13 protein-coding genes are annotated in these 14278 nt (G+C 66.6%); 2 read left to right on the top strand and 11 right to left on the bottom strand.

The window, feature by feature from the left end; translation table 11 throughout:
• Positions 1 to 93: 93 nt before the first annotated feature.
• On the bottom strand, positions 94 to 1224 hold the full coding sequence (locus tag AC1D1Y_RS10320; protein ID WP_477682253.1) for an MlaE family ABC transporter permease: 1131 nt from the start codon (positions 1222 to 1224) through the stop codon (positions 94 to 96).
• Positions 1225 to 1564: 340 nt separating this feature from the next.
• Between AC1D1Y_RS10320 and AC1D1Y_RS10315 the strand changes: the two genes are divergently transcribed.
• A complete protein-coding gene (locus tag AC1D1Y_RS10315) occupies positions 1565 to 3298 on the top strand; it encodes a GMC family oxidoreductase (RefSeq protein ID WP_477654311.1) in 1734 nt (577 codons plus the stop codon).
• 27 nt (positions 3299 to 3325) lie between these two features.
• Here the strand turns inward: AC1D1Y_RS10315 and AC1D1Y_RS10310 are convergent, their stop codons facing one another.
• From AC1D1Y_RS10310 to AC1D1Y_RS10275, 8 genes are all read right to left on the bottom strand, one after another.
• The gene (locus tag AC1D1Y_RS10310) at positions 3326 to 3784 is read right to left on the bottom strand and encodes a MarR family winged helix-turn-helix transcriptional regulator (protein WP_477682252.1); all 459 of its coding nucleotides are present in this window, start codon (positions 3782 to 3784) and stop codon (positions 3326 to 3328) included.
• Positions 3785 to 4070: 286 nt separating this feature from the next.
• Complete coding sequence (locus AC1D1Y_RS10305) at positions 4071 to 5057, bottom strand: Bug family tripartite tricarboxylate transporter substrate binding protein (protein ID WP_477682251.1); 987 nt, start codon at positions 5055 to 5057, stop codon at positions 4071 to 4073.
• 92 nt (positions 5058 to 5149) lie between these two features.
• Positions 5150 to 5569 (bottom strand): acyl-CoA thioesterase, encoded by a 420-nt coding sequence (locus tag AC1D1Y_RS10300; RefSeq protein ID WP_436155774.1) that lies wholly within the window; start codon positions 5567 to 5569, stop codon positions 5150 to 5152.
• Between the two features lie 5 nt (positions 5570 to 5574).
• Positions 5575 to 6360: an SDR family NAD(P)-dependent oxidoreductase gene (locus AC1D1Y_RS10295; protein ID WP_477682250.1), complete on the bottom strand. Its 786-nt coding sequence runs from the start codon at positions 6358 to 6360 to the stop codon at positions 5575 to 5577.
• Between the two features lie 31 nt (positions 6361 to 6391).
• A complete protein-coding gene (locus tag AC1D1Y_RS10290; protein ID WP_477682249.1) occupies positions 6392 to 7642 on the bottom strand; it encodes a thiolase family protein in 1251 nt (416 codons plus the stop codon).
• A 49-nt stretch (positions 7643 to 7691) separates the two neighbouring features.
• Positions 7692 to 9551 (bottom strand): feruloyl-CoA synthase, encoded by a 1860-nt coding sequence (locus tag AC1D1Y_RS10285; protein WP_477682248.1) that lies wholly within the window; start codon positions 9549 to 9551, stop codon positions 7692 to 7694.
• A 108-nt stretch (positions 9552 to 9659) separates the two neighbouring features.
• Entirely contained in the window at positions 9660 to 10433 is a 774-nt protein-coding gene (locus AC1D1Y_RS10280; RefSeq protein ID WP_477682247.1) for a crotonase/enoyl-CoA hydratase family protein, read from the bottom strand.
• A gap of 228 nt (positions 10434 to 10661) precedes the next feature.
• Complete coding sequence (locus AC1D1Y_RS10275) at positions 10662 to 11504, bottom strand: phosphate/phosphite/phosphonate ABC transporter substrate-binding protein (RefSeq protein WP_477682246.1); 843 nt, start codon at positions 11502 to 11504, stop codon at positions 10662 to 10664.
• Between the two features lie 180 nt (positions 11505 to 11684).
• Between AC1D1Y_RS10275 and AC1D1Y_RS10270 the strand changes: the two genes are divergently transcribed.
• Positions 11685 to 12077, top strand: a complete 393-nt coding sequence (locus tag AC1D1Y_RS10270; protein ID WP_477682245.1) for a hypothetical protein — start codon at positions 11685 to 11687, stop codon at positions 12075 to 12077.
• 22 nt (positions 12078 to 12099) lie between these two features.
• Here the strand turns inward: AC1D1Y_RS10270 and AC1D1Y_RS10265 are convergent, their stop codons facing one another.
• Complete coding sequence (locus tag AC1D1Y_RS10265) at positions 12100 to 12558, bottom strand: hypothetical protein (RefSeq protein WP_477682244.1); 459 nt, start codon at positions 12556 to 12558, stop codon at positions 12100 to 12102.
• Positions 12559 to 12590: 32 nt separating this feature from the next.
• Complete coding sequence (locus tag AC1D1Y_RS10260; RefSeq protein WP_477682243.1) at positions 12591 to 14066, bottom strand: ammonium transporter; 1476 nt, start codon at positions 14064 to 14066, stop codon at positions 12591 to 12593.
• Positions 14067 to 14278 lie beyond the last annotated feature (212 nt).

Here is a 14278-nt window from a genome sequence, read left to right as displayed (position 1 = left end):
ATGAGCCGCGGAACTGGCTTTGCCAGGCCGCAGGCGGGCGGCCCCCTCGGGGGGCAGAGAGCCACACGCAGTGGGCGAACGTGGGGGCTCCAGTCATATGCCGACACTTTTAAAGAGAACGGCGAACAGAGCATCGACCAGGATCACGACGGTGATGGAAGTCACCACTGAGGCCGTGGTCCCCTGCCCCAGACTTTCGGTATTGGGCTTGACGCGCAGGCCGTAGTGACAGCCGATCAGCGCGATCAGCACGCCGAACACCACCGACTTGGCCGTGGCCAGCGAAAGGTTGGCCACGTCGACCGCGGCCGGCAGCGAATTGATGAAGTAGGCCGGTGTGACATCCATCGAAATGTCGGCCGCCAGCATGCCGCCCAGCAAGGCGGCGATGGTGGTCCAGACGCTGATCAGCGGCATCACCACCGCCAATGCCAGCGCGCGCGGCATGACCAGGCGAAAGCCGCGCGGGATGCCCATGACGCGCATGGCATCGAGCTCCTCGGTGACGCGCATCACGCCGATCTGCGCGGTGATGGCCGAGCCGCTGCGACCGGCGATCAGGATGGCGGCCAGCACCGGACCGAGTTCGCGGATCAGCGAGATGCCCAGGATGTTGACGATAAAGGCGTCGGCGCCGAACTGGCGCAATTGCTGCGAGATCAGGTAGGCCAGCACCACACCGATCAGGAAGCCCACCAGCGCGGTGATCGGCAGCGCGGTGGCGCCGATATGGAACAAGTGACCCGAGAGGTCGCGCCAGGGGCCTTCATGCGGGCGCCGCACCAGGCGAATGATGTCCAGCAGCAGCTGCCCGATCAGGCGCACCAGGCCCTTGAGGTGATCCAGCAGCCGCAGCACGCGGATGCCCAGCAGGATGAAGGGTTCGCTCCAGTCGGTTTTTCGGGGTTTGGGCGGGTCGGTGCTGAATTTGGCGACCGTCTCCAGCACGGCTCGCTGGTTGGGCTCAACCTGCAGCTGCGCCGGCCAGTTGCGGCCCCAGTGGTTCCAGAGCACCTGCGCGCCCAGGTGGTCGAGTTTGCCGACCTGTTCAAGATTCCAGCCGGACTGAGAAGAGGAGGCGTCACCGAATCCCTGGAGCTGCACGGTCAGCGCTTCCCACACGTGCTCACCGGTGAGGCCGGCGGCCGTCCACGCACCTTGCACGACAAACAGCCGGCCTTGCGGCGTGTCCTGCTGTTCGATGCGGGGCGTAGAGTCTTCCATAAGCATTCAGTCAAGCCAGGCGCGAACCGGCAGTTTGCAATGTACGAAACACAAAGTTGCATGGTAACTGCTGAAAACACCATTGCCGACCGCGCTCCTTGCGCTGTCGCCCTGGTCCTACACCAGACCTGGAGGGCGGCCAGAATCCCACGCCGTGCGGCCTGCAGCGGGTAATCCCCTCCGCGCCGCAGCCCGGCTTTTGCCACAATCGGCCATGCTGCGGCGGTCAGCCCCGCGTTAGGCTGGGCTGGCAGGATGGGGCCACGCAGCGTGTTTCGGCCGCTGCCGCCAACCCGGCTTCCGCGAAAAACACCGCCTAGAACAAAGAGACAAGACACCCATGCAAGACGAAAGCCAGGTTTTTGACTACATCATCATCGGCGCCGGCACGGCGGGCTGCCTGCTGGCCAACCGCCTGAGTGCCGACGCGTCCAAGCGGGTGCTGCTGATCGAGGCAGGCCGCAAGGACGACTACCACTGGATTCACATCCCGGTGGGCTACCTGTACTGCATAGGCAACCCGCGCACCGACTGGCTTTACAACACCGAGCCCGACGCCGGCCTCAACGGCCGGGCGCTGCGCTACCCGCGCGGCAAGACCCTGGGCGGCTGCTCCAGCATCAACGGCATGATCTACATGCGCGGCCAGGCGCGCGACTACGACCAGTGGGCGCAGCTGACCGGAGACATGGCCTGGCGCTGGGAAAACTCCCTGCCGCATTTCAAGCTGCACGAAGACCACCACAAGGGCGCCGACGCGATGCACGGCGCGCGCGGAACGGCGCCCGAGCTGATGCAGGACAAGAGCCAGCCCTACCAGAAGCTGCTGCGCCATCACAACTCCGGCGGCGAGTGGCGCGTGGAAAAGCAGCGCCTGCGCTGGGACATCCTGGACGCATTCGCCGAAGCCGCGCAGCAGGCCGGCATACCGGCCACCAGCGACTTCAACCGCGGCGACAACGAAGGCGTGGGCTACTTTGAAGTCAACCAGAAGAACGGCTGGCGCTGGAACACCGCCAAAGCCTTTTTGCGGCCCGCCTGTTATGCACGCCCCAACTTTGAACTCTGGAACAACGCCCAGGTCTGCAAGCTGGTGGTCACGCCGCAGCCGGACGGCAGCCAGCGCTGCACAGGCGTTGAAGTGTGGGCGGGCGATGAGCGCGTAACCGCGCATTCGACGCGCGACTCCGGCCACATGGGAGAGGTCATCCTGTGCGCGGGCAGCATAGGCTCGCCGCAAATCCTGCAGCTCTCGGGCATAGGCCCGGCCGCCCTGCTGCAGCAGCACGGCATCCCGGTGCTGCAGGACCTGCCCGGCGTGGGCGCCAACCTGCAGGACCACCTGCAGATCCGCTCGGTCTACAAGGTGCAGGGCGACAAACGCTGGGGCCTGTCGCTCAACACCATGGCCAATTCGCTCTGGGGCAAGGCTCGCATCGGGCTGGAGTACGCACTGCGCCAGACCGGGCCCATGAGCATGGCGCCGTCGCAGCTGGGTGCGTTCACGCGCAGCTCACCCGACCAGCCCTATCCCAACATCGAGTACCACGTGCAGCCGCTGTCGCTGGAAGCTTTCGGCGAGCCGCTGCACGGCTTCAACGCCTTCACCGCCAGCGTCTGCAACCTCAACCCGACCAGCCGGGGCACGGTGCACATCAAGAGCGGCCGCTTCGAGGATGCGCCGGCGATTGCGCCCAACTACCTGAGCACGGCGGAAGACCGCAAGGTGGCGGCCGATTCGCTACGCGTGACGCGCAAGATCGTGGGCCAGAGCGCACTGGCCAAATACCAGCCCGAGGAGTACAAACCCGGTGTGCAGTTCCAGACCGACGAGGAACTCACGCGGCTGGCGGGCGACATCGCCACCACCATCTTCCACCCGGTGGGCACGACGAAGATGGGACGCGACGATGACCCGATGGCGGTGGTGGATTCGCACCTCAGGGTGCGCGGCATTCGCGGCCTGCGCGTGGTCGATGCCGGCGTGATGCCGCTGATCACAAGCGGTAACACCAACTCGCCGACGCTGATGATCGCCGAGAAAGCGGCGGCCTGGATCCAGGCCGGAATCTGAGCAAGAGCTGCCGGTGCCCGATGCGGTTCAGCGGTAGATTTTTTGCAGAAGGCGCATCAGCGTCTTCTTTTCCGCCGGGCTCAGGCGCTGGGTCGCCTCTGTTTCAAGGCTGACGGCGGTGCCTTCCGCATCCCGCATCAAGGCCTGGCCCGCATCGGTCAGGTAAAGCCCCACGGCGCGGCCGTCCTGTGGGTGCGGCCTGCGGTGCACCAGCTCGCGCTTTTCCAGCGCGACGATTTTCCCGACGAGGTTGGGCGGCAGGATGCTCAGCGCGCCGCACAGCTGGCGCGAGGTGATGCCGGGGTTGTGCATGATCAGCGACAGGATCGAGAAATCCACATGCCTGAGGTCGTAGACCGCCATGCGCCGGCTGAACAATTCAATGACCTTGAGGGAGGCGCGCGTGGCGTTGTAGCCCATCAAGGTTTCGAGATAGGAGGTATCAACCTCCTCTACCGCGGGAGCGGGTTTGGGCGACGCGGGCATAAGGGATCAGGGCGCTTTCGTTATCTGGCAACGCTGCTGGCACAGGCATGCGGCCAGACTAGGAGCCTGGGCGGCAGAAGGAGCATCGGCTGCAAAGCGAGCGCAGCGGTCCATTTTTCACCGGCTTTTTGCCCCACAGCTACGGCTATGAGTCTGCAAATCCGGCAAAAACTGTCCTCGCTGGGCCCGCTTTTCGCTTTGATGCCTTCTACCGCCCAGGCTCCTAACCCCGATTATGCCAATGCCGCCCGGACCGGCCCGCCAGGGCCGGCCCTCCATCTCTGCATCAGGATTCCGCGGTGAAGCCGACTTTTTTGATCAGCGGGCCCCAGCGATCGAACTCGCGCTTCTGGCTGAACGCCATGTCGTCCGCGGTGCCGCCGTAGGGAATCAGCCCGACTACCGTGAGCGAATCGATGACGGATTTGTCGCGGATGGCGGCATTGATGGCGGCGTTGGCCGCGGCCACCATGTCGGCCGGCGTTTTGGCGGGTGCGTAGAAACCGAACCACTCCTCCACCGTCAGGTCGGCAAAACCTTGCTCGGCGAAGGTCGGCACTTCAGGCACGAAGGGCGAGCGCTGCTTCCCCGAGGTGGCCAGGATGCGCAGCTTGCCGGCCTTGTGGTTGGGGATGAAATCGCCGTGGGGCGTGACCATCGCGGCGAGCTGGCCGCCGACCACGTCGGTCACGCCGGGCACCGAGCCGCGGTAGGGCACATGCTTGAGCTCCACCTGATTGTTCAGGCCCAGCAAGGCGCCGATGAAGTGCGGGGTCGACCCGGCGGCGGGCGAGCCGTAGCTGGCATCCTTTGGATTGGCCCGGGCCCAGCCGAGAAAGTCATGCACGGTCTTGACCGAGGCCGGCACCAGCGGGCCGACGGCCAGCCCGTGGTGGATCATGGAGGCGGTCCCCACCGCGACGAAATCCGAGGGGTCGTAGGACAGCTTTTTGTAGATGTGCGGGTACAGCGACAGGCAGGAGAACGGCGTCATCGCCAGCACAGAGCCGTCCGCCGGCGCCGTCTTGAGCAACTCCAGCGCGATACGCCCGCCGGCGCCGGTCTTGGTTTCGACGATGCCGTTGTTTTTGGAATAGGCGGTGCCGCCGAAACGGTCGCCCACACGGCGCGCGCAGATGTCGCCGGCGCTGCCGGCCGGAAAGCCATAGAGGATCTTGACCTGCTCGAGCGCCCGCGCCAGGGCCGGGAAAGGCGCGAGGGCGGCCGCCGAGAGCGCCGCGGCGGCCTGTACGAAATGACGACGTGTTTGCATGAGATGTCTCCTTGTAGTAGTTAAGTCCACGGGTCGAAAAGCAAAATCCGCGAAAAAGCGCCGGGCAGCCCGGGCGCGTCAGCTGCGCCCGCTCAACTGCATTGGCTGCGGATGTCGGGGGGCACGGCAATGGCCTTCATGCGTTCGGGTTTGTCGGGGTGGCGTATGCAGAAGGCGCGGGTTTCCAGGCCCTCGCAGATCAGGTCCTCACCGCGCCGGATCACGTGTTTCTGCAAAAAGACCTTGTCCCGCCACTCCTGCACGCTGGTGTGGATGCTCAGGGTTTCGCCGTAGGTGGCGGGCAGGCTGAAGCGGGTGTTGATCTCCAGCAGGGGCGTACCGATGATGCCGGTGGTCTTGACCAGTTCCCGCCAGGGCGGCACGCCGCAGGCGGCGAAAAAATTCAGCGAGGCGGCGTCCATCCAGCGCGAGAAGTTGGGGAAAAACACGATCCCCGCGGGATCGCAGTCGCCGAACGCGACCTTCACTTCATAGACCACGGTTTTTTCCATGCGGCTCACCTCGGCGCCATGCGCAGCGCACCGTCCAGGCGGATCACTTCGCCGTTCAGGTGGTCGTTGTTGACGATGTGCACGGCGAGCTGCGCGAACTCTTCGGGCTTGCCCAGGCGCGGCGGAAAGGGAATGCTGGCGGCCAGCGAAGCCTGCACCGCTTCGGGCAATTGCGCCATCAAGGGCGTGGCGAACAGCCCGGGCGCCACCGTGCAGACGCGGATGCCGTGCTGCGCGAGGTCGCGCGCCATGGGCAGCGTCATGCCGGCCAGCCCGGCCTTGGAAGCGCTGTAGGCCTGCTGCCCGACCTGGCCGTCGAAGGCGGCGACCGACGCGGTAAACATCATGACGCCGCGCTGGCCGTCCTCCAGCGGGGGCAGTTTGGCGCAAGCGGCTGCGAACAGGCGGCTCGCGTTGTAGCTGCCGACCAGGTTGATGTTGACCACCCTGGCAAAGTCCTCTAGCGGCGCAGGGCTGCCGTCCTTGGCCACGATGCGCTTGGCGGAGCCTATGCCGGCAATGTTCATCAGGATGCGCGCCGGGCCGTGCGCGGCGGCGGCCTTGTCCAGCGCGGCCTGCATGCTGGCGCTGTCGGTGATGTCGCAGTGGCAGGCCAGCGCGGCGTCGGCGCCATGGGCCGCGCGAATGCTGTCGGCGACTTTTTCCGCATTGGCCAGGTTGATGTCCAGCACGGCGACCTTGCCGCCCAGGCGTGCCAATTCCCGGGCGGTAGCTTCGCCCAGCCCCGAGCCGCCGCCTGTCACCAATGCCGCGAGTCCTTGAATGTTCATGTCAGGGTTCCAGAAATCTGTCGGGGAAGGCTCATGCCGCCTCCGGGTTTTCAAGCAGCAGGGCAATGCCCTGGCCGCCGCCCACGCAGGCGGATGCGATGCCGTAGCGCACGCCCGCCCGCTGCATTTCCCGCGCGACGGTGATGGTGAGGCGCACACCGGTGACCGCTAGCGGATGGCCCATGGCGATGGCGCCGCCGTTGACGTTGAGCTTGCCCAGGTCCAGTTCCAGCTCGCGGGCCACCGCCAGTGTCTGCGCGCCCTGGGCTTCGTTGATTTCAAAACGGCCGATCTGGTCCAGCGTCAGGCCGCAGCGCTCCAGCAGCAGGCGGATCGCGGGGGCCGGGCCTATGCCCATGATCTCGGGCGGCACACCGACCACCGCTGCGGCCACCACACGCGCCAACGGTTTGCCGCCCTGCGCTTTCACATAGGCGCCGGAGGCCACCACGGCGGCCGCGGCCGCGTCCACCAGCGCCGCGCTGTTGCCGCCGGTCTGCACCCCGCCGGCATGGACCGCCCTGAGTTTGGCCAGTACCTCGACGGGGGACAGCCGCGCGTGGGTGTCCTGCGCGACTTCCATGACCTTGCCCTGCAGGCGTATGCCGCGCGCGGCATAGCCGGGAAGCTCGAACGCCTCGGTGACCACCGGCACAATTTCACCGGCGTGAAACCCTGCCTCCCGAGCCGCCACCGCTTTCGCAAACGAGCTGGAGGCAAATTCATCGACCGCTTCTCGCGTGATGCCGTATTTCTTCGCAAGGTTTTCCGCGGTCTGGATCATGTCGATGCCGGCGGCCGAGTCCTTGAGGGCTTCCCACATGAAGTCCTTGAAGCCGACCGGCGCGCCCAGCTTGAAGCCGGTGCGGTGCTCGAAGGCGGCGATCGGGTTGCGCGTCATGCTTTCGGCGCCGACGACCAGCGCCACGCTGGCCGCGCCGCTCTGGATCTGCTCGCCGGCTTGCCTGAACAGTTCGAAACCGGTGCCGCAGATGCGCTGCACCATGATGGCCGGCACCTCCACGGGCACCCCGGCGTACAGGCCGATGTGGCGCGGCAGCATGAATTGTTCGAAGTCGCCCGGGGCCATGTTGCCGGCGATCACCGAGTCGATGTGGCCGGCGCTGACGCCCGAGCGCTGCAGCACGGCGCGCGCGGCCTTGATGCCGAGGTCGGTGGGCGACACGTGGCCGATGGCACCGCAGTAGTCGACCATGGGCGTTCTGACGCCGTCAAGCATCCAGACGTCCTGGAAGGCGGAGAAAAATCCTTTGTGCTGCATGCAAATCCTGCTGTGTCTAGGGAGGTGTGGGGTGTCCGCGGGCCTGGCGTCAGCGCGCGCGCGGTTTCAGGACGGGATGGGCGGTGTCGCCGTGCAAGGCCTCCACCAGCGCCGCGCGCTGCGTGAGGACGGCTCGCTGGTTGATGGAGCCTTTGTCGGTGACCTCGCCCTTGTCGAAGGAGGGCGGCTCATGCATCAGGTGCAGGCGCGCGATGCAGCTGGCGCTGCCGGTGGCGCAGAGCGCGAGCTGGTCCAGCATCTCCTGGAAATGCGCCAGCACCGGCGCGCTGTCGAGCACTTCCCGCCAGGGTGCATCGGGCGGCAACCCGGCCAGCGCGCGCACGGCCTGCGTCGGGAATACCAGCGCACCGACTTCCTTGAGGTTGATGCCGGTGAGCACCGCATCCTGCACATAGGGCGTACCGGCCGCGACAATCTTCGCGCGCAGGGGCCCGACGCTGACGAAGGTTCCGGTGGCGAGCTTGAAGTCCTCGGCGATGCGGCCGTCGAACTTCAGGCCCCGGTGGATGTCCGCGTCGTCTATCCACTTCACGGCGTCGCCGGTGCAAAAGAAACCCTCTTCATCGTAGGCCTGCGCCGTGTCCTGCGGCGCGCGCCAGTAGCCGGGAGAGACGTTGGGGCCTTTGTAGCGCACCTCGGTTTTGCCCTGCATGTCGACCAGCTTGAGCTCCATGCCGGGTGTGGGCACGCCCAGGTCGCCGGACTTCACCTCGGGGCTGGTCACGAAGATGGCAAAGGGCGCGGACTCGGTCATGCCCAGGCCGGTCACCATGACGATGCGCTCCCCGATTTCCTTTTCCTGCGACTCGTAGAGGCTGTCCCAGACAGACTGCGCCAGCGCGGCGCCGGCGTAGAAAAACATCTTCACGCGCGACAGCAGCTGGCGCCGCAGCTGCGCGTCCGTCTTCATGGCCAAGGCGATGGCCTCAAAGCCGGTCGGCACGTTGAAGTACACCGTGGGAGCGATCTCGCGCAGGTTGCGCAGGGTCTCGTGCATCAGCGCTGGCGTGGGCTTGCCGTCGTCGATGTAAAGCGTTCCGCCGTGGAACAGCACCATGCCGAAGTTGTGGTTGCCGCCGAAGGTGTGGTTCCACGGCAGCCAGTCGACCAGCACCAGCGGTTCTTCCTGCAGCACCGGCATGGACTGCGCCATCTGCTGCTGGTTGGCGCACCACATGCGCTGGGTGTTGATCACCGCCTTGGGCATCTTGGTCGAGCCGCTGGTGAACAGGAATTTCACGATGGTGTCCGGCCCGGTGGCCTGCATGGCGCGGTCCACTGCGGCCGTCGCCAGTGTGGCGGCCAGGTCCGCGAACCGCGTGCTGGCGCGCCCCTCCATCTGCCCGGCGGCCAGCACCACCTCGACGCCGGGCTCCACCGCGGCCTGGATGGCCTTGGCATAACGTTCGGCGTCGGCGGCAAACACCAGGCCCGGCGTCACGGTCTTGAGCACATGGCGCAGCTTGTCGTAATCCTGGCTGACCAGCGAATACGGCGGCGACACCGGCACGAAGGGCACGCCGGCCACGAGGCAGCCCAGGGCCAGCTGCGCGTGCTCCAGGCCGTTTTCGGAAAGTATCACCACGGGCCGCTCGGCGCTCAGGCCTCGGTCCAGCAATCCCTGGGCGATGCTGCGGGCCGCCGCCCAGGCCTGGGCGTAGCTGAGGTGCCGCCATTCGCCCGTCGTGCCGTCCGCGAGCTTTTCGCGCCGCGCCATGAAGCTGCGTTCGGGTGCGACTTGTGCCCAATGCTGCAGCCGGTCGGTGATGCGGGCGGGGTAGTCTTTCAGGTCCTGGTCGGCACGCAGGTAGCCGACGCCGGGTGCGCCTTCGCGCAGGACGGCACGGGTCACGCCAAAGCGCAGGGGGCGGAATTTGAGGGCGCTCATGATGGTGTTGTCTCTTCTGTCTCTTTGTCTTTTCGGCTCTTTGGCTCTTGGCTCTTTGGCTTTTCGTCTCTTTCGCGCCGGACCCTCACGCGGGCCCACCGGCGCCGCTCAGTCTTTTTTCACCTTGGCGGCCTTGCCGTCCAGGAAATCCCTCACGCGACCCTTGGCCTCGGGCGCGCTTTGCGCGATCGCCGCCATCAGCGCTTCGGTAAAGAAGCCCTGGTCCGCGGGCTGTTCCGCAATGCGCGGCAAGGCATGCATCAGGGCATAGTTGGTCAGGGGCGCATTGGTCGCCACGCGGGTCGCCAGTTCGAGCGCCTTGTCGAACGCCTGCCCCTGCGGCACCAGGTACTGCGCCAGGCCTATGCGCTCGCCGTCCTGGGCGTTGTAGACGCGGCCGGTCAGCATCATGTCGGTCATGCGGGCAGTGCCTATCAGGCGCGGGATGCGCACCGCGCCGCCGCCGCCGACGAAGATGCCGCGCGATCCTTCGGGCAACGCGTAAAAAGTGCTCTCGTCGGCCACCCGGATGTGGCAGGCACTCGCCAGCTCCAGGCCGCCGCCGACCACGGCGCCGTGCAGGGCCGCAATCACCGGCACGGGCCCGTACTGCAGGCGGTCCAGCGCGGCGTGCCACATGCGCGAATGGTGCAGGCCCTGGCTGGCGTCGCGTTCCTGGAGTTCTCCCAGGTCGAGCCCCGCGCAGAAGTGCTCTCCTTCGCCGTGCAGCACGGCGGCGCGGGCGCCGGCGGGCAGGTTTTCAAACAGGTCGCGCAGGGCCAGCACCTGGGCGTCGCCCAGCGCATTGCGTTTGGCGGGGCGTGCCAGGCGGATCACGGCAACGTCGCCGCGCATTTCGAGTTGGAGGTGTTTTTGGGTCATTTGGAGGTTTTCAGTGAGGTCGATTATGGTTATGAATGATAACTAATGCAACGAAGCGAGACTGCTTTTTTTCAGTGAAAACCCTAGGGTTTGGGCGGGCTCGGCCAGCCGCCCGCCTGACGCCGGCACGCGGCGCAGGGTGTTGACGAGGGAAGGCGGCGGCCCGTGCCGGACCAGGAAGACAGCAGCGGCAACTGGGTGCCGCGCCGGAAACTGGACCTGGCTAGGCTAAATGTTCAGCCACTTGAGCAGATCGCGCATGCGAGCTTCGGACGTGGTGTCGAACTGTTCGACCCCGATGCGTTTGAGCACGTCCTTGCCGGCATCGCTGCCGGGCAGGGCCAGCAACTCCTCCTGGATGGCCTTGAGCTGCTCGGGCTTGATGCGCTTATGGGCCACCATCGGAAAGTAGGGCTGCGCCACGCTCTTGTGCAGGATGCGGCCGCCTTCTTTTTCCCACTTCTTGGCGATGCCTGAATAAGAGGCCACGCCGCCCACGTCGGCGAACTTGTTGTCCAGGTAGAAGCCGACGGCGGCCTGTTCGCGCACGAACTGCACGTTTTCCTTGTCTACCAGGATGCCCTTGTCGCGCAGCTCGGCGGCGCAGAAGCGGGACATGTAGGCGATCTGCTCGGGCAGGGCGATGCGCTTGCCCTTGACGTCGTTGATCGTCTTCAGCTCGGATCCCTTGGGCGCGATGATGAAACACTGCCCGTCGGGCTTGGTGCTGGCGATGTAGCTGTAGCCGTAGTCGCGCATGCCGCGCGCCGGGTAGTCGCTGGGGCGGGCCATCACCAGGTCGAAGCGGCCGGTCTGCATGCCTTCTTCAAGCTGCTTGAATTCGCGCGCGAACACCACGCTGACCTTGGCTTTCATGGCCCGGCCTATCACCTCGGCCAGGCCCTGGTATTTGGCGATCACCTGGGCATGGTCCAGGCCGCCCGAAGTGCCTTCGCTGATGCCCAGCACCAGTTGCTGAGCCGGGGCCTGGGCCTGGGCCTGGGCCTGGGCCTGGGCCTGGGCCTGGGCTTGCGCGGGACTGGATCCCAGCAGGCTTGACGCCAAGGCCAAGGTCAATGCCGTGGATGTCATTGCAGTGCGCGCCATAAGCTCCCCCTTGGTTATTGAGTTGCATGCTAAGGCTTGCGTTTGCAGCAGGCCAGTTGTGCTTACCCTTAATCGATTTTCCTTACATCCCCGCGGCGTGGCACCTGCCGCCTGGGTTCATGCGCCGATGACACAATGCGACGCATGAAGCCGCTTCCCTCTTGCTTTCCGCTGATCACCGCCCTGCTCCTGGCCCTGCCCGCCTGCGGCTCTGCGCCCAAGGCCAGCCATGACCCGCTGTCGATCGCCCGCGCGCCGGTGGCGACGGCCATCAACGACTACCAGCGCTGCGCGGACAAGGCCCTGCTGCCGCTGAAGGACGATGCGGCCCGGTCTGTCTTTGTGCTCGCCGACACGGCCCTGGCCGCCTGCGATGCCGGCCTGGAACAGGTGCGGCGCAGCATCCTGGCGGACAACGTCGGCCACCCCTATGTGGCGGCCTTCGCGGACGAAGCCAGCGCCAATATCCGCGCGCGCACCCGCAACATGCTGGCGCACAGCCTGAACCGCACACGGGAAGCACAGCCGGCGCAATAAGCCGGCCGGGCCGGCGGCAAGTTCAGCGCAGGCCCTTCACATAACGCGGCGCGTTCGGGTCGCGGTGCCTGCGCTCGCGCTGGCCCTCTTCGCCGAAGATCGCGCCAAAGGTGGATTCGATAAAACCGGACTCCGGGTAGATCTCTTCCTCGGTGTCTATCGAGCGCGCGCTCTGGCGGTCCGGCTGGGGCGGCGGCGCCATGACGGGCGCGGCGCGCTCCTTCACCGCCTCCGACACCATCTGGACCAGCGGCAGGCGCGGCTTGGGGTCGGGCACGGCCATGATCTCCTCGAGCCTGTCGGCCCAGACAGCCAGGTCGGGGTGCCCCTCCTCGGCCGCCTTCTCGCGCGCAAAACGGGCGATCTCGGCCGCGTATTCAAGGTTGCCGGCCATCCACTCGGTGTCGGTCACCCGGCCGGTCTTTCGGCGCAGCAACACGTGGAGATGGGCGGCGATGGCGATTTTTTCGCTGGAAGGCATGGTCTGTGTCCTTCAAAGTGAATGCCGGCACATCAGGTGCCAAGGCGTTCGGCATGCTGGGTGATGTCCAGGCCGTCGCTCTCCGAGGCCTCGCTGACGCGCAGGCTGACGATCAGCGAGGTGATCCACAAGGCCAGCGCCGTCATGAACAGGCTGTACAGCATGACCGCGCCCGCGCCTATGGCCTGCGTCAGCACACTGCCTTCCGCGCCCGAAATCGCCTTGCTGGCGAACACGCCCGTGAGCAGCGAGCCCACGATGCCGCCCACCCCATGCACGCCGAACACGTCCAGCGAGTCGTCGGCGTTGAGCAGGCGCTTCAGGCCGGTGGCGCCCCAGTAGCAGGCCAGCCCCGCGGCCACGCCGAACACCAGCGCCGCGCGCGGCGAGACAAAACCGGCCGCCGGCGTGATCGCAACCAGGCCGGCCACCAGGCCCGAGCACAGGCCCAGCAGCGAGGGCCGGCCGCGCACCGCCCACTCGGCCGCCATCCACGACAGCGCGCCGGCCGCGGCCGCGATGTGCGTGACCGCCATGGCCAGGCCCGCCCGGCCGTCGGAAGCCACCGCGGAACCGGCGTTGAAGCCGAACCAGCCCACCCACAGCATGCCGGCGCCGGCCATGGTCAGGCCCAGGTTGAAGGGCGTGAAGGGCTCACGGCCGTAGCCGTGGCGCGGGCCGAGCACGTAGGCGCAGACCAGTCCGGCGATGCCGGCATTGATGTGTACCACGGAGCCGCCGGCGAAATCCAGCGCGCCCATGCGGGCCAGCCAGCCGTTGGGCTCCCAGACCCAATGGGCGATGGGGGCATACACAATGACCGTCCACAGCGACATGAAGATCAGCATGGCGGAAAAGCGCATGCGTTCGACAAAGGAGCCGACCACCAGCGCCGCCGTGATGATGGCGAAGGTCAACTGGAACATCGCATAGACCGATTCCGGGATGTTGGGCGCGACGTGGCTGACCGCGACCTTCTGCGCGTCCTTCACGTAATCCAGCCCGGCGAACCAGAAGCGCTCGGTGCCGCCGAAGTAATGGCCCCAGGCGCTGCTGCCGGGCGTAAAGGCGATCGAATACCCCACGGCGAACCACAGGAGACTCACCACCGCGCAAATGGCGACGACGCAGGCCATGACGTTGAGCACGCTCTTCTTGCGCACCATGCCGCCGTAAAAGAGGGCGATGCCCGGCAGCGTCATGAGCAGCACCAGTGCGGTGGAGGTCATCATCCAGGCGGTGTCGGCGCCGTTGAGGGTCTCCGCCCCCACCAGGCCGGGACGGGTCAAGGCTGCGGGCGGCGGCGCGGATGCCGGCGCGGCAGGGGCGAGTGCCGCAGCCACAGACGCGAGAGCCGCCGGCGGTGGCGCGGGAGCGGCGACGGGCGCCGCAACTTCGGTAACGACGCCGGAAGCCGCCGCCGAGGGAGCGGCAGCCGGCGCGGCAGGCGCCTGCGCCATGGCCTGCTGGCAGGCCATGGCCATCCAGATCGACAAGCCCCACGCCATAACGCTCTTCAGGTGCATACATGCCCGCCTTTCTTGCAGTCAGCCAACAATTGGTAACAACCGGAAGGCAGCAGGCATAAGTCATGCCAGCGCTTTATAGGGAAGATTTGGGCACTTTTCAGTGCAAATGCGTACACGCGGTGCACGCCGGGCGCCATGCTGTGGCACGCCGCACCAGGGGCCGCAGCCGCCCATCCGCGGAATCCGGGGGC

The organism is Polaromonas sp. P1_G1, from assembly GCF_056405595.1.
Note: the sequence above shows the minus strand (reverse complement) of the source record. Positions and strands in the feature narration are given on the sequence as shown.